Genomic DNA, 15,233 nt, shown 5'->3' with positions numbered 1-15,233 from the left:
AGTGTTGAACCTGTTCCGGTCGCAATTTAAACCTGTAATCAATATTTTGTTTCGGCTGTGTCGCCATTCAATGACTTCAGCCACATATCCTTGTTGGATTTAAGCCGAAGTTTGATTTTCAAGTCAGTAATTATAAATAGAATGTGAAAAGCATATTAAAGACAGTAAAATTAAAATAAGTATTCTCACCAACTGTCGTATTTTAAATAATTAAGATAATTTAGCAAGTCATGTGCCTTTGATTTAGCACTCTATCTTTCTTTGCGATTGCCATCACCCCGATATCAGTTAATCGGCAGATTTTATTGCTATTGCCTTAACTTATTTCTAAGAAAATCTATTAACATTAGCTTTGGTGATGACATTGCATAAAATTAGCGATCGCAACAGAAAGGGGCGATCGCTACTAATGCTGCTCATGTCTATAAGCATGTATTTTTAGTAGTCTAAGTGAAAAGTTATACTAATAATCAAAATATTTGCTGAGTCAATGATGATATTTTTGATGCATTAATATAGAACTTTAACGCGCCATATTAATACTTAATTTTGCATTAAATCAGCTATTACTGTTAGTAGATTTTGCTTAGATTTAGATACCAAAAGTAAAGAAATACTGAAAAATAAGGAAGTGAACATAACTATAGTTAATTATGCGATCGCAAGCGCAATTACAGTGAAAATTAGCAATTTAAATTGTTGAGTTTCCTTACCTTTAAACCGAGAGCACAGATTTTTTATACTCTGTATTAACTTTGCTAAAGCCAGGATTTAACAACGTCAATATGCTTATTTACTGTAGTATGTACTTAATGAGCGCCTCTTAATTTGTATTAATTTTATTTAGCCTTTAGATAGATACTTTAGACATTTATACCAAGTTTGTTAGTCTAGAATTTGGATTTTTTATTACTATGAATAAATAATTTGGTTATGTTATATTATGAATATGAGTATAAAAAGATGAAATTTTTATTATAACTTTTTTAGAAAATACACCTTTTGACATTAGGGTTATACTCTTGATTTTCTCCTTATGCCGCAAGTTGCCTTTTCTAGAGACTGCTACATTCAGGAGAATCCCAATGTCATTAGACAAAAATATCCTTGAGCGACCAGCAAATCAGCTACTGGCAGCCTTGCCAACCAGTGATTATGAACGGCTTGTCCCCCATCTAAAGCTAGTTTCCCTCTCAAATCGGCAAGTACTCCACGAAGCAGGCGAACCCATCGCACAGGTCTATTTTCCTAATAAGGCAGTGGTTTCTATAATCACCACTATGGAAGATGGCTCGACTGTGGAAGCTGGTTTAGTAAGCAATGAAGGCATGGTGGGTATCCCAGTAATTTTAGGAGACAACATCACAACCACAACAGCATTAGTGCAGATTCCAGACAGTGCTATGCAGATGGATGCGGATATACTCAGAAGCGAGTTCAACCGCGGTACAGCCCTTCAGAGCCTGTTACTGCGCTACGTGCAAGGTACATACACTCAAATAGCACAAGGATCTGCATGTAATCGTCTTCATAAACTAGAGGCGCGGTTGGCTCGGTGGCTGTTAACAGTTTCTGACCGTTTGGAATCAGAAGAATTTCCACTCACGCAAGAATTTATCTCGCAGATGCTGGGTGTACGTCGTGCTGGTGTTACTGAAGCAGCTAACATCCTGAGCCAAGCCGGAATGATCACCTACCACCGAGGTCAGATTAACATCCTGAATCGAGAGGCTTTAGAAAAAACCTCCTGCGAATGTTATCAGATTATAGAAGATGAATATGTCCGTTTATTGGGCAATAAGCCCAATAAACGGCGAAAATAATTTTTTTTGAGCTGCTATGTACGGTTTCGTACAGACTCTAAGAAGTGTGTTCATTTAAGATTTTTTAGATTTTTCCCGTGTTCCTTTAGAGAATACACCTTTCGACATTAGGATCAAATTCTGAAATTCTTTCCTTGTGCCCTGAGTTGGCTTTTCTAAAGTCACCTACCTTAAGGAGAGTGACTTCTAATGTCATTAGATAAAAGCCTCTTTCAGCAACGACCAAATAAGCTGCTGGCAGCTTTGCCAGCCAGTGATTATGAACGCCTTGTCCCTCATCTAAAACTAGTTCCGCTCCAAGTTCAGCAAATCCTTTACGCAGCAGCCGAACCCATTACACAAGTCTATTTTCCTGATAAGGCAGTGGTTTCTATAGTCACCACTATGGAAGATGGCTCAACGGCGGAAGTTGGGATAGTAAGTAATGAAGGCATGGTGGGTATCCCGGTAATTTTAGGAGACAACACCACAACCACAACAGCATTTGTGCAGATTTCGGGTGCTGCGATGCAAATCAATGCAAATGTATTGAGAGCCGAGTTCAATCTGGGCGGAGCGCTTCAAACCTTGCTGCTATGCTATGTACAAGCTGTATACTCTGAACTGGCGCAAGGAGCTGCCTGCAACCGTCTCCATACACTGGAAGAACGGCTGGCTCGCTGGCTTCTTACAGTCTCTGACCGTCTGGAATCAGAAGATTTTCCACTCACGCAAGAATTTATCTCCCAGATGCTAGGTGTACGTCGTTCCGGTGTCACAGTAGCGGCTAGCACCCTGAGCCGAGCCGGAATGATCAGCTACCAACGCGGTCATATTAGCATCCTGAACCGAGAGGATTTAGAAGCAACTTCCTGCGAATGTCATCAAGTCATCCAAAAGGAATTTGCTCGGTTACTGGGCATGAAGCCCAGTAACCGAGCCAGAAAATTTTTTTGAGTTATGTGTGCGAAACCGAACAGACCCGCAAAAGTAACTTAATTTAAAGTATTCTCAGCAAATTTTTCTTTTAATGTTCAGTGAGCGAAAACACTCTTAAGCCGCAAGTAAATAAGTTACTCGCGGCTTTGCCAACCAGTGATTATGAGCGCCTTGTTCCGCACCTGAAGTTAGTTTCGTTTCCCACCCGGCAAGTCATTTACGAACCAGGAGAACCCATCACACAGGTCTATTTTCCCCAAAATGCAGTGGTTTCTATAGTCACTATTATGGAAGATGGTTCGACAGTGGAAGTTGGGATTGTGAGCAATGAAGGCATGGTGGGTATCCCAGTAATTTTAGGAGGCAATACAACAACTACAAAAGCATTTGTGCAAATTTCGGGCGCTGGAATGCAGATGGATGCAGATGTACTTCGAAACGAGTTCAAACGGGGCGGAGCGCTTCAAAAGCTTCTACTGCGCTATGTACGAGCTATATATACCGAACTTACACAATCATGTGCCTGCAACCGTCTTCATACACTAGAAGAAAGGCTGGCTCGTTGGCTGTTAACAGTATCTGACCGTTTGGAATCAGAAGAATTTCTGTTGACCCAAGAATTTATTGCCCAGATGCTGGGTGTACGGCGCTCCGGTGTAACAGTAGCAGCTAGCACCCTGAGCCGAGCCGGAATGATTCGCTATCAGCGTGGTCAAATTAACATCCTGAACCGAGGGGATTTGGAAGCAACTTCCTGTGAGTGTTATCAAGTCATCCAAAAAGAATTTGCTCGGTTGCTGGGGAATCAGGTAAGGCGCGATGGCTAGTTAATGATTTTACCTTACTATGTCCGAAACCGGACAGACGCTTGCTAATTAATTCCATTAAGATTTAGTAAAGTATGCATCAAATGGCATTTACAAACACGTGCCTTTTGATGCAATTACTAGTCCAAGTGTTCGAGCTAGACGGCGGTGAGAATAATGTCTAATCAATCGATGTCTTTTCAAGGTCTGCGATTGCTCGTTGTTGATGATGACCCTGATACGAGAACGTTACTTAGCTTCCTATTTGAATTAGACGGAGCAGAGGTTATCACCGCTGCTTCAGCAGGCGAGGCTCTAGAAATAATGTTATTGTTTAAACCAGACATTCTGATTAGTGACATTTATTTACCAGATGAAAACGGCTGCTCACTGCTCATGAAGCTCAGAAATCTGGAAGAAAAGCGAGGGAGAAAGATTCCAGCTATTGCTCTGACGGCATCTGCTTTGGACGAAGACCGTAATCGTGCATTATTAGCAGGTTATGATATATACCGATGTAAACCGATAGATTTAGACGATTTAGCTTCTACGGTTGCTAGTTTAGCTGGACTCGAACAATACGTTTGACATATTTGGATGCAACAAGGCAGAAGCCAGTAAGCAAGAAAGCTTTAACTCAATTCAGTAGACCGAAAAGTTCTGTGATGCCTTTGGCGGGCATAGCCATAGCTTTATGATAGATACCTGTCAATACAGTTCGGATAAGGTTTTTTGATGAAAGTTATAGATCACAAAGAGGCGATAAATCGCCGTCTTTACAATAATCAGTCCTTTGTAGAGACGGCGATAAATCGCGTCTCTTTCCTTAACCGAACCGTATTGAGATACCTGTAAGTTCTCTTTTGCTCGATGATATTCAACAATCGAGCCAAAGCCTTGATTGATCGCGCGATTTCCTCATCATTTACAATTTGGTTGGCAATCTCATCTAAAGAAATTTCCATTTGCAGTGAGCTTGCCAAAATCTGTTCCAGCCCTCCAAAATATAGCACTTCTCGAATGGAAGCAATATACTTTGACCTCTCCAAACCTCTCTCCTAAAAGGCTTGTCTTTCCGGCAAGCTCCTGCGATCGCTCGTTTTTATAAAAAGCCGTGCGAAAATCGAAGTCATTAGTCATTAATGACTAATGACTAAAATGACTAAATTTAAGCAGCCCAAAAAATCGGGGCAGGTTCCACACCCGCCCCGACATCTGATATACTGCGCCCAACGGCTGTTGCTACAGGCTTTAAACTATCAACTAAATGCACCATATCTTCTAAAGAAAGTGCTTGACGGGCATCAGAAACAGATTTTTCTGGTTCTGGATGACATTCAATAATTAATCCATCTGCACCGCAAGCGATCGCAGCCTTAGCCACAGGTGCTACTAGTTCTCGTTTCCCGACAGCATGGGAAGGATCTACAATCACAGGCAAGTGGGTTATTTGCTTGAGTGCTGCCACTGCTCCTAAATCTAGGACATTGCGAGTGTAATCATCGAAGCTGCGGATACCTCTTTCGCACAACACCACATCAGGATTGCCGTGGCTAAGGATATATTCAGCAGCCATAACGAATTCTTCAATTGTCGCTGCTAAACCACGTTTGAGTAGTATCGGTTTACCAGCTTGTCCCAAAGCTTTGAGCAAGTCGAAGTTTTGCATATTGCGACTACCAACTTGAAGCATATCAGCGTGGGCGGCGACTACTTCAATTTGGGAAATTGACATTACCTCGGTGACAACTGGCATATTGTAATGCGATCGCACCCTTGCCAAAATCTCCAATCCTGACTCTCCCATACCCTGGAAAGCGTAGGGAGATGTGCGGGGTTTGTAGACACCGCCACGCAACCCTTGCACGGATGCAGTAGATAACTTTTGGGCGACTATCTCCATTTGTTCTAGGCTTTCAACAGTGCAGGGGCCGCCGATAATTACCAGTTCTTCGCCCCCGAAAGCGACTTTTTTTGAGATTTTAACAATTGTCTGGTGATTCCGATGGGATTGTGCGGCAAGTTTGGCATTAATCATGGTTCTATTCTCCTAAAAATTAAGTATTGGGTACTATTTTGCGATAACAAAAAAGCCCGGAACCTTTGATAAGTTCCGGGCGCGTTCTGATTCATCGGCATGACGCTATTTACCCGGAACTTACTCTGGGCCAAAAGTAAAAGCTATAAAACCAGTTACTGAAATAAGTCATGACGATGAAATTCTCCTTAAAAAAACAAAAACCGCAGAGGGGACTCTGCGGTTCACCGGGCGGTTTCCATTAGGAAACTCAATTCACTCCCGGTGAACCACCCTAAACCAAAAATAAAAGTAGGAGTTTGTCTTAAGCATTTGCGGGGCTTTTGCTGGAAAACGTAAAAACTATACCTATGTAAGGTAACATTAACAGGAAGAGTAGGCGGTGTCAAGACCCCCACAAAACATAAAAAAGCGATAGACTCAGTACAACTGTGGGAGTCAAGACCAGTAACCAGAATTGAGAAGTTAAAATATATAATTCTCCTGACTTGTCATCTCATCTTGCGAAAGCTTATTGCAGACAATTGATGATCGCCATACATTATTCTTGCCCAAGTCCTCATTGACCAGATCAACTTTTTAGGATCATTCAGTTTCATTATGCCCAGTTCCAAAATCTTAGCCCAATCTTTCGACTATTATGGAGTTTACCCCTGCCCAGTCTGTCGGATAGGTAAGATTTCTCACATGCCATTGATGGAAGCTATGGCTTGTGACTTTTGCCAAGAGATTTTTACAGTCAACTTAGAACTACAGCAAATCAAGATGCCTTCTAGGCAACCACCCTTAATTTGGCGGTGGAATGGGTTTAGTTGGACAGAAGGCCAGTTGGAAGGTGTGGAATTAGGTTGGGGTTATGGACTAGCAGCAGCAGTTTTTGTAATTCTTCCCACTACTCTAATTGGCATAGTAGCTTACTATTTTCCTGCTAATCTCAAAGAACCCATTACCTGGATGCCATATATTTGGACTATATTAACTTTCTTATCACATTTATCAATTATTGTTTGGATTGTGATTGAAATTTATCAGATTCCAGTTTCAGCATATTTGAGAGCGATCGCGCGATGGAGAAATGGGGAGATGGGGAGATGAGGGAGCAATCAATTCAAAATTCAAAATTAAAGAACTTCTGCCTCCTCTTCCCAATGCCCCATGCCCAATGCCACATGATCAATGACATAATGATGCAGCGAATAGATGGCTCCATCACTCATAATTAACTTGATTGTCCACCAAAATATCGTATGAGCGATCTGGAGCAGTACTATAGAGTTTTGGAATTAGAGCCTGGGGCAACACTTGACGAAGTGAACCAGGCTTACAAAGATTTAGTCTTTGTTTGGCATCCCGATCGCATTCCCAAAGACAATCTCCGTTTACAGCAGAAAGCACAAGACAAGCTGAAAGCCATAAATGAAGCTCGTGAAAAATTGCGCTCTCTAAAAACCAAACATCAAACCACATATCACTCACCGCCACCTCAACAGGAAAAACCATCTCAAACAACCCAGAAACCACCAAAGCAAAACTCAGACTTGAGTGGCAAAGACTACAGTCGGGCAAATTTGAGCAATAAAGACTTATCTGGGAGAAATCTGAGTTATGCCAATTTGAGCGGTGCTAATCTCAGCGATACTTTTATGCACAAAGTCAACCTCAGAGGTGCGAATTTGTCTGAAGCAAATTTATTTCGAGCAAACCTACTTTTAGCGGATCTCAGGGAGGCAAATTTACGCGCTGCTAATTTGATTGGAGCGGATCTCAGTGGGGCTGACTTGCGAGGAGCCGACTTAACGGGAGCGCGGATTCGCTCTGGTGAGCGCCTTCTGGTTAAACTAGTTGGTACTAACTTAGCAGGGGCAATTATGCCTGATGGTTCAATTTACCAATAGCTGAGGCTGTGCTATGCCACAGCTATTGATAAATTACTCAAATGAACCAGCACTCAAGCATAAAGGATTTACGTACTCAGCTCCCCCAACCCCCTTAAAAAGGAGGGCAAAAACCTCTCAAAGTCCTCCTTTTTAAGGGGGATTTAGGGGGATCTAAAACTTTTTGCTACCAACAACAGGACTTTTTAAACATCCTCTGAGATTGTGATCATTTTTTTACTTTAAAAAATAAGTAAACAATAAGAATTATAAGTATTTTTATTCTCAGAGAGTAAATTGTATTGTATATCACATTTAAACTTAATAATCTAAAATTAATATACACTTCATTTTATAGATGTATACTTTCAAAAATTTTAGATATAAGAATATATATCTTAATTATCGCTTAATTTAAATTGATCCAATAAGGATAAGAAGCATGAAATATCAGATAGAATGCAATACTGGCAAAAGTAGGCAAGTATGTTTAATTTGCCAGCAAAACTTTCAGACGCATGAAGCCAGATTAATTATATGTAATGACCAAGGCGAAGGTTATGGAGATATATGCTATCAATGTATAGCTAAAGGCGGTAATTGGATTCAATTACAACTCCACAACTTCAGTCATAAAATACTAGCTTTAAAAGGAATGATAGCATCTTAAAAAATGGTCAAAACTGTTTCAGGCTATGTTAGTCGCTTTGGCTTAGTAGTTGATAAGAGAATAGCGTACCTGAGGCAGCAGAATGAGTGAGTTACAAATTGGTACTAGTGGTTGGGTTTATAAACATTGGATGGACATTTTCTATCCACCACATATACCTAGCGGCGAGCACCTATCATTTTACACTCAACACTTTTCTACTGTAGAAATTAACTTTTCCTTTTATCGTCTACCAGAACGGTCTGTGTTTGAAGCTTGGCACAAACAAACACCATCTAACTTTGTTTTTTCCGTCAAAGGTAGCCGTTATCTCACCCACATGAAAAAGTTAAAAGACCCGATAGAACCACTATCTCGCCTGATGGAACGGGCATCTGGATTGCAAGAAAAGCTCGGCCCTATTTTATTTCAATTTCCTCATACTTGGCACAGAAATATTGAGCGTCTTCAGCCATTTTTGGAATTACTGCAAACCTACCCACAACAACGATTTACAGTTGAATTCCGTCACACAAGCTGGCTGATACCCCAAGTTTACAAACTATTGGAAAGTGCAGGTGTAGCCCTTTGCTTACCTGTAAGCCCAACAGTTCCTCTTGATGTCTGTTTGACTGCCCCTTGGACATACATCCGTATGCATAGCGGGCAATGGGATATTGGCTATAGCGATGAAGAGTTATGTACATGGGTTGAACGTATCCGTTCATTTCTGACGCAGGAGATTGACGTTTACATGTATTTCAACAACGACCCCGATGGACACGCTATTCGTGATGCTCAACGACTCTATAGTTTGTTGGGATCTTGTTAAATATTTTATAACCCACGAAAGATTTAGATATCTTCAGCACTTTCTAATATCAGGGAATATACTTTAATCCCCACAGTGCAGTCATGGAAGCGTATGACGTTGTAATTATTGGCGCTGGTCATAATGGTTTAGTTTGTGCAGGGTACCTACTGAAAGCTGGTTACAGCGTCCTGTTATTAGAAAGGCGATCGCTTGTTGCAAATTTACTCAACCTGGGTCTAGATGTTTATTTAATTGATTGGGGATATCCTGATCAAGACGATCGCTGGCTTACTATTGATAAATACATGAATGGGTATATCAATAACTGTGTAGATGTGATCCGCGATCGCCACAATTTAAAGCAGATTAACTTATTGGGAATTTGCCAGGGGGGAACCTTCAGTCTTTGCTACAGTTCCCTTTACCCAGAAAAGGTAAAAAACCTAATTACTATGGTTACCCCCGTTGATTTTCACATCAATGAAGGGCTTCTCAATGTTTGGAGTGGAAGCAGTTTAGGTCCACAAGCATTAGATGTCGATCTTCTAGTTGACACTTTAGGTAACATTCCTGGCAACTTTCTCAACTTTGCCTTCGTAATGCTGAAGCCTTTTCAGTTGGGTGTCAAAAAGTATATTGATCTACTAGAAATTTTTGAGTATAAGGACAAGCTGCTTAATTTTATCCGCATGGAAAAGTGGATTTTCGACAGTCCAGATCAAGCTGGAGAGACTTTTAGACAGTTTATTAAGGACTTCTATCAAGAAAACAAATTAATTAAAGGTCAGATTGAGATTGGCAAGAAGCGAGTAGATTTGGGAAATATTCGCATCCCAATTTTAAATATTTACGCAGAACAGGATCATTTAGTTTTACCAGCATCATCTTTAGCTCTGGAGAAATATGTTGGCAGTGTTGATTATACAGTGCGATCGTTTTCAGTTGGACATATTGGTATGTATGTGAGCAGCAAAGTCCAAAAAGACCTACCGCCAACAATTGCTAATTGGCTGAAGGCACGAGAATAAAATATTGGCTTTTTCAAAAAGGTTGTACTCTAGAATACAAAACTGTTTAATATAACATCCTTTATTTAGGTAGACGACTATACCATTATTTACTACTAAAGATTGATTTATTGGTAAAAAAACTATTGTAAATTAATGTTAAGGAGGATAAATTTGTTTTTTAAATACACTAGTTTTTACAACATAAATCATTCAATGAAAAGCGATTTAAAAAATATTAAGATAGGATTTGATTTCAAAACTTACCTACATTTATTTCATTATTTTCAATTTTGAATTCCCCAAAGTAATGAGAAATATGGAAGAAGCTTATATTGTCTCAGCAGTACGCACACCGCTTGGTAGATTTGGAGGTGTCTTAGCAGATTTGTCTCCAGTAGACTTAGGTGCGATCGCCATGCGTGCAGCCTTAGAACGAGCCGGAGTATCAGGAGAAGCTTTAGACTTGTATATTTTTGGTAATAATGTACTTAGCACCGGACATGGACAGTCATTGCCTCGTCAAGCAGCTTTCAAAACTGGGATTCCGCAAAAGGTGAACGGATATGCAGTAAATATGGTGTGTTCACGGCTGGTAACAGCAGTCAAATATCCGATGGAGCGGCAGCTCTAGTTTTGGCAAGTAAAACAGCAGTAGAACGCTACCAACTCAATCCTCTAGCACGCCTGATTGGTGGAGTATGGACAGGAGGAGAAGCTTGGCGATTCCCTGAAGTTCCCATCTTGGCAGTGAACAAGCTTTTAGACAAACTCAAAATGAAAATTTACGATTTTGATTTGTTTGAAAACAACGAAGCATTTGCTTTGAGCAATGTATTGTTCAATCGGGAGTTGGGCGTTCCTTATGAAAAATTAAATGTGTATGGCGGGGCGATCGCTTTAGGACATCCCATTGGGGCTTCAGGAGCGCGAATCTTAGTAACACTACTCAACGCTTTGCAGCAGCAAAATGGGCAGTTTGGATTAGCAGCAGTTTGTCACGGGACTGGTGGCGGTACTGCGATCGCACTGGAGAGGCTGGGGCTTGTTCCAGGCTTCCTAGAAGCGAATTTATCTATACTGCGTTCTCAAATATCTGTATTAGGACAAAAGCAGATAATACTCGACTACCTACTAAAGGTAGAAATGCCGACCCTGGTTGTATGGGGTATTAATGACTTAGTTTTGCCAAATTACCAAGCTCAAGATGCAGTCAGCCGTCTAAAGCAAGGACACCTAGCTTTGATACCCAATTGTGGCCACTTACCCCAAGTCGAGCGTCCCGAATTATTTACCGACGCATTGAACCAGTTTCTTGCTTATCACCTTTGACTAGGGACTGGGAACAGAAGAAGGGAAAAGAGTACAGGTTAGAGGGGACAGATTATTCCCTATCACCTCTTCCCTAATACCCAATCCCCAGTACCCAATACCTTTTAAGGAGTAACACTAATGAAATTAAAGCCAATCAATCAGCAAGTCGTTTCCGTCGTTGGAGCCTCCAGTGGTATCGGACGGATTACAGCTCTTGAGTTTGCTAGACGCGGGGCAAAAGTGGTAGTCTCCGCTCGTGGTGAATCGAAGCTAAAGTCTTTAGTGGAGGAGATTCGCAGCTTTGGCGGCGAGGCAACTTATTGCGTAGCTGATGTGGAAGTATTTGACCAAGTTAAGGCGATCGCAGATAAAACTGTGGAAGTCTACGGGCGACTCGATACATGGGTACATGTCCCCGCTATCGGCATCTTTGCCACTTTCGACAATACAACACCAGAAGAGTTTAAGCATGTTATTGATGTCGATCTAATGGGACAGGTGTATGGTGCAATGGCGGCCCTACCCCATTTGAAGCGTGAGGGACGGGGGGCACTTATCCATGTCTCTTCAATGGAAGGTACGCGATCGCTCCCCTACCAAAGTGCTTACTCGGCAGCCAAGCACGGAGTTGAGGGCTTTATCGAAGCGATGCGCGTTGAGTTGAAACATGAAAAATGGCCTATCAGTGTCACAAGTGTGAAGCCAGCAGTGATCAACACTCCCTTCTGGAACAATGGCCTGACGAAATTAGGCGTAAAGCCTTCTGGGATACCACCTTACTACGAGCCTAAACTTGTAGCTGATGCTATCCTCTACGTAGCCGAACATCCAACTCGTGACTACTTGGTTGGGGATGTAGCTAAAATATTAGATTTGGTACAGCGCATCTCACCACCCTTAGTAGATTCACTGTTACTGCTCATCGGCTTCAAGTTACAGCATAGTTCCGAGCCGAAGTCTAAAGATGCATCAAACAATTTTTACCAACCAGTTACTGAAGACGACAGAGTTAATGGAGACTACGGTAACTTGGTTATACCTAGTGTTTCCGACTGGCTAGAAAAAAATCAGGTTCTTCAGTGGGGTGCGATCGCTGGTGCAGCAGCATTAGCATTGCTAGCAGTTCAAGTATTGAAAGAGCCAGGATAAATGCAGCAGATCCCCTTACAAAGGCTTTCTCTAATTCCCTCCTTAAAAAGGAGGGTTAGGGAGGATCAAGCCTTAGCAGAACGAAGTACACTAATAAAGTTTTGGGCATAATTCTGCGTTGAAAAATCGAGGGCGCGTTGTCTGGCAGCTACTCCGGCACTCTGAGCAAATTCTTGCTCGTCAAGATAACGGAGAATTGCGATCGCTAATTTCTCTGCATCACCGTAAGGTGTTAATAATCCATTCATCCCATCGGTAATAATCTCTGTCGGGCCCCCTGCATCACCAGCAATCACAGGTTTACCCAGCGCCATCGCCTCAATAATCACAATTCCAAACGGCTCTTTATCTGAGGCATGAACGAATACATCCATTGCCTGCACCCATTCTGGGATATTACGCTGTAGCCCAGCCATAATTACTTGCTCTTTCAAGCCCAAGGCTGCAATTTCCGCTTTTAAGAAGTCCTCATAATCCGGTTCTAAATCGTGCTTACCGCCAACCACCACACAATGAGCATCAGGATACTTCTGTAAAATTTTGGGCATCGCTTGCACCAATACATGCATTCCCTTCCATCGTTGCAATCGTCCAACAATTCCAATCAACGGCCCGTGTAAAGGTAAGCCCAGTTTTCGTCGTGCTTCTTCAGGAGTTGGTAAAGCATTAGGCTCAAATCGGTCTAATGCAACACCAGGATAAACCAAAGGTGTTGGTCTGTGGGGCCAAATTTCTGCCTGTGCTTGCTTGCCATCTTGGGAGAGAGTGATAATTGCACGGGCTGGGATTAAAGTAGCGATTCGCACCAACCAAGTCTTATCGCTAGGCACTTCTAGCTGATACCACACAGCAGGTAACCCCGCCAGCATTGCTGCCAAACCTCCAGATATATGCGTGATCCACATCCAATTGACAATTATATCTGCACGTTCGCGGCGTGCGATCGCAGCTATCCGAAAAACGGCGCCAATAAAACGGTGCATTTGGCGTAAACGTCCACTTTCCACAACTCGCGCATCAATACCAAGGGACTTTACTTGTTCGACCATCGGGCCGTCTTCTAAAAATATCACCAGCCACTCAACACCAGCATTACGTCCCTGTTGCACCAAATCCCAAAGCATCATTTCACCGCCACCTCGTTGTTCGGCTAGTGGCATTACAATAATTGCTTTCATAATCTATATCAGTCCTATTTAAGTCGTAAAATTTTACTTTTTAACTAACCACAAAAAATACTTTGCATCCAGTCAAATATTTTGGTATTAATTCATAATTCATAATTTTTTTGATGTTGATAATACTTATGCCCTGCCATAGCCATAGCTAAAAATCCCCAAAGGATCATCCCTGCCACACTTAACATGCCACTACCGATAATTAACTGTGCGGCAGAACTGATACCAATAGCGCGGGCAGCACTGATAAAACTATCGAAACGACCTTCACCATAACTACTGACACTAATAATTAAAAAAATTAATCCACCCATATAAAAGATGGCTCCAAACCAACCAAGGGTGAAAAACATATCTAAAATGCCACTATCAATCACCACTACTTCAATTTGACCAGTTTTTTCGTTGACTTTCCAAATATTTCCTAACCCGTTGCCTAAAGCATTAGAAAGGGCTAAACCAAGGTTTTTGTCATAGCTTCCCGATCTATCTTTAAAACTGTTATCATCTTCAAGATTAGAAAATGTTTCCAAACGCGCTGCTACAACCCCAGCAATTGGCTCGATGGTTGTCAATGGTACAACACAAATTGCCATCACTACAATTATCGTGATTAACCGCATTTGAATTCGGGTTTTGACTGAACCCATAATCATAATTATTCCTAATACCCAGCCCCCCCAATTAGTCCGTGCTTGTGTTAGCAGAAAGGACAAGTAGCCAACAGCTGAGGCAGGAAAAATTAAGTTTCCTGAACTAGTAAATAACAACAACAACCCAGCTTGCATAACTGAACCAAAGGGGCCAACTGAGTGCAATGTACTCCAGACGCGCATCCCGAAAGGTACAGGGTTTCCAGAACTCATGAATAGTTTTGATTCTATGAGCCAATATCTATCCCATTCAGGAGCCACGACGAATTGATATACGCCATAAGCTCCTAAAATTAACACACACCAGAGAAATGTTCGCTGAATGTTCTGGCGATAGCTGGGATAATCTCGCCAGTTTATAAATAAGTGAAAAGCGAAGATAATCGGACTGAGCCAATCCAGCAGTCCGCGGGCTACAGGGATCGGTGGGTTATAAATCAGACCGATTAGAAACCCATAGAACACTCCAATAAAAGCCAAAACAAACGGCAAGCCCCCTTGACGAGAGGCGCGGGGAAAATGTCGTAAGAAAGTTGCAATGGTTACAAACACCACCAAGTATGGTGCTATGAGCATCTGACGGGTAGGGTCCCAGCCCACCCGATAGTCAACCAGGCGGGTAGCTAAGGGCGTGAGAAACCAGATCCACCAGGTAAAGCTGATGTAGAGAATGGGATGACGCAAGTATAAAAATATGGCTACTACTAAAGCTATTACCGGATAAATTAGGCGCAATGCGGCAGTAGCACCAGCAAAATAGCAAACTACAGTCAGTAATACAAAGCCTGCGATCGCCATCCAACCCTGTGGCGATCGCTCCTCAGGAGAATAGTTTTCTTCTAAAAAACTATTGAAAAGTATCTGTCTAGAATTCATTCAATTTTAAATTTTGGATTTACCAAAGGTTTGTAGTAAGCACTTTAGTGCTTAGAAAATAAGGACTAAAGTCCTTACCACGAACTTGTTTCCCCATCAATTTCAACTTGACAGACAAATAGAGCTAAGAAGAA

The 15,233-nt window shown here is 41.8% G+C and carries 15 protein-coding genes and 1 pseudogene; 12 read left to right on the top strand and 4 right to left on the bottom strand.

Annotation, left to right across the window (positions count from 1 at the left end):
• The first annotated feature begins 1,085 nt into the window (after nt 1-1,085).
• From H6G92_RS12970 to H6G92_RS12955, 4 genes are all read left to right on the top strand, one after another.
• Nucleotides 1,086-1,823 carry a Crp/Fnr family transcriptional regulator gene (locus H6G92_RS12970; RefSeq protein WP_190894081.1) on the top strand — a complete coding sequence of 246 codons (738 nt, stop codon included), beginning with the start codon at nt 1,086-1,088 and terminating at the stop codon, nt 1,821-1,823.
• Nucleotides 1,824-2,012: 189 nt separating this feature from the next.
• A complete protein-coding gene (locus tag H6G92_RS12965) occupies nt 2,013-2,759 on the top strand; it encodes a Crp/Fnr family transcriptional regulator (RefSeq protein ID WP_190894080.1) in 747 nt (248 codons plus the stop codon).
• Between the two features lie 80 nt (nt 2,760-2,839).
• Nucleotides 2,840-3,568, top strand: coding sequence for a Crp/Fnr family transcriptional regulator (locus H6G92_RS12960; RefSeq protein WP_190894079.1), 729 nt, complete (start codon nt 2,840-2,842; stop codon nt 3,566-3,568).
• A gap of 156 nt (nt 3,569-3,724) precedes the next feature.
• The gene (locus H6G92_RS12955) at nt 3,725-4,135 is read left to right on the top strand and encodes a response regulator (RefSeq protein ID WP_190894094.1); all 411 of its coding nucleotides are present in this window, start codon (nt 3,725-3,727) and stop codon (nt 4,133-4,135) included.
• A 197-nt stretch (nt 4,136-4,332) separates the two neighbouring features.
• Here H6G92_RS12955 and H6G92_RS12950 read toward each other — a convergent pair whose 3' ends face one another.
• Nucleotides 4,333-4,596, bottom strand: a complete 264-nt coding sequence (locus H6G92_RS12950; protein WP_190894078.1) for a hypothetical protein — start codon at nt 4,594-4,596, stop codon at nt 4,333-4,335.
• A gap of 119 nt (nt 4,597-4,715) precedes the next feature.
• A complete protein-coding gene (aroF, locus tag H6G92_RS12945) occupies nt 4,716-5,585 on the bottom strand; it encodes a 3-deoxy-7-phosphoheptulonate synthase (RefSeq protein WP_190894077.1) in 870 nt (289 codons plus the stop codon).
• Between the two features lie 600 nt (nt 5,586-6,185).
• On the opposite strand from aroF, the gene H6G92_RS12940 reads away from it, so the two are divergent.
• The 8 genes and pseudogenes from H6G92_RS12940 (at nt 6,186) to H6G92_RS12915 (ending at nt 12,392) form a co-directional block, all read left to right on the top strand.
• Nucleotides 6,186-6,680, top strand: coding sequence for a hypothetical protein (locus tag H6G92_RS12940; RefSeq protein WP_190894076.1), 495 nt, complete (start codon nt 6,186-6,188; stop codon nt 6,678-6,680).
• Nucleotides 6,681-6,832: 152 nt separating this feature from the next.
• Nucleotides 6,833-7,480 (top strand): pentapeptide repeat-containing protein, encoded by a 648-nt coding sequence (locus H6G92_RS12935; protein WP_190894075.1) that lies wholly within the window; start codon nt 6,833-6,835, stop codon nt 7,478-7,480.
• Between the two features lie 731 nt (nt 7,481-8,211).
• The gene (locus H6G92_RS12930; RefSeq protein WP_190894074.1) at nt 8,212-8,940 is read left to right on the top strand and encodes a DUF72 domain-containing protein; all 729 of its coding nucleotides are present in this window, start codon (nt 8,212-8,214) and stop codon (nt 8,938-8,940) included.
• Between the two features lie 83 nt (nt 8,941-9,023).
• Nucleotides 9,024-9,134, top strand: a pseudogene (locus tag H6G92_RS41110) (FAD-dependent oxidoreductase); the annotation flags it as partial.
• Nucleotides 9,111-9,950, top strand: a complete 840-nt coding sequence (gene phaC / locus H6G92_RS12925) for a class III poly(R)-hydroxyalkanoic acid synthase subunit PhaC (protein WP_242059116.1) — start codon at nt 9,111-9,113, stop codon at nt 9,948-9,950. The pseudogene H6G92_RS41110 and the gene phaC, both read left to right, overlap by 24 nt.
• Before the next feature lie 289 nt (nt 9,951-10,239).
• A complete protein-coding gene (locus tag H6G92_RS39385) occupies nt 10,240-10,563 on the top strand; it encodes a thiolase family protein (protein ID WP_242059111.1) in 324 nt (107 codons plus the stop codon).
• Nucleotides 10,564-10,565: 2 nt separating this feature from the next.
• Nucleotides 10,566-11,261, top strand: coding sequence for a hypothetical protein (locus tag H6G92_RS39380; RefSeq protein ID WP_242059110.1), 696 nt, complete (start codon nt 10,566-10,568; stop codon nt 11,259-11,261).
• A gap of 120 nt (nt 11,262-11,381) precedes the next feature.
• Complete coding sequence (locus tag H6G92_RS12915) at nt 11,382-12,392, top strand: SDR family oxidoreductase (protein WP_190894072.1); 1,011 nt, start codon at nt 11,382-11,384, stop codon at nt 12,390-12,392.
• Nucleotides 12,393-12,457: 65 nt separating this feature from the next.
• On the opposite strand, the gene H6G92_RS12910 is transcribed toward H6G92_RS12915, so the two are convergent.
• Together H6G92_RS12910 and H6G92_RS12905 are read right to left on the bottom strand one after the other, a co-directional pair.
• Nucleotides 12,458-13,570 carry a glycosyltransferase family 4 protein gene (locus H6G92_RS12910; RefSeq protein ID WP_190894071.1) on the bottom strand — a complete coding sequence of 371 codons (1,113 nt, stop codon included), beginning with the start codon at nt 13,568-13,570 and terminating at the stop codon, nt 12,458-12,460.
• A gap of 92 nt (nt 13,571-13,662) precedes the next feature.
• The gene (locus H6G92_RS12905) at nt 13,663-15,099 is read right to left on the bottom strand and encodes an O-antigen ligase domain-containing protein (protein WP_190894070.1); all 1,437 of its coding nucleotides are present in this window, start codon (nt 15,097-15,099) and stop codon (nt 13,663-13,665) included.
• Nucleotides 15,100-15,233 lie beyond the last annotated feature (134 nt).

The organism is Nostoc foliaceum FACHB-393, from assembly GCF_014698505.1.
In the GTDB taxonomy this organism is placed as follows: domain Bacteria; phylum Cyanobacteriota; class Cyanobacteriia; order Cyanobacteriales; family Nostocaceae; genus Nostoc; species Nostoc foliaceum_A.
Note: the sequence above shows the minus strand (reverse complement) of the source record. Positions and strands in the feature narration are given on the sequence as shown.

What these genes read in the sequence shown, in the direction of transcription:
- H6G92_RS12970 (WP_190894081.1), top strand. Translation starts at nt 1,086, where the DNA reads ATGTCATTAGACAAAAATATCCTTGAGCGACCAGCAAATCAGCTACTG.
- H6G92_RS12965 (WP_190894080.1), top strand. Translation starts at nt 2,013, where the DNA reads ATGTCATTAGATAAAAGCCTCTTTCAGCAACGACCAAATAAGCTGCTG.
- H6G92_RS12955 (WP_190894094.1), top strand. Translation starts at nt 3,725, where the DNA reads ATGTCTAATCAATCGATGTCTTTTCAAGGTCTGCGATTGCTCGTTGTT.
- aroF (WP_190894077.1), bottom strand. Translation starts at nt 5,585, where the DNA reads ATGATTAATGCCAAACTTGCCGCACAATCCCATCGGAATCACCAGACA.
- H6G92_RS12940 (WP_190894076.1), top strand. Translation starts at nt 6,186, where the DNA reads ATGCCCAGTTCCAAAATCTTAGCCCAATCTTTCGACTATTATGGAGTT.
- H6G92_RS12935 (WP_190894075.1), top strand. Translation starts at nt 6,833, where the DNA reads ATGAGCGATCTGGAGCAGTACTATAGAGTTTTGGAATTAGAGCCTGGG.
- H6G92_RS12930 (WP_190894074.1), top strand. Translation starts at nt 8,212, where the DNA reads ATGAGTGAGTTACAAATTGGTACTAGTGGTTGGGTTTATAAACATTGG.
- H6G92_RS39385 (WP_242059111.1), top strand. Translation starts at nt 10,240, where the DNA reads ATGAGAAATATGGAAGAAGCTTATATTGTCTCAGCAGTACGCACACCG.
- H6G92_RS12915 (WP_190894072.1), top strand. Translation starts at nt 11,382, where the DNA reads ATGAAATTAAAGCCAATCAATCAGCAAGTCGTTTCCGTCGTTGGAGCC.
- H6G92_RS12910 (WP_190894071.1), bottom strand. Translation starts at nt 13,570, where the DNA reads ATGAAAGCAATTATTGTAATGCCACTAGCCGAACAACGAGGTGGCGGT.
- H6G92_RS12905 (WP_190894070.1), bottom strand. Translation starts at nt 15,099, where the DNA reads ATGAATTCTAGACAGATACTTTTCAATAGTTTTTTAGAAGAAAACTAT.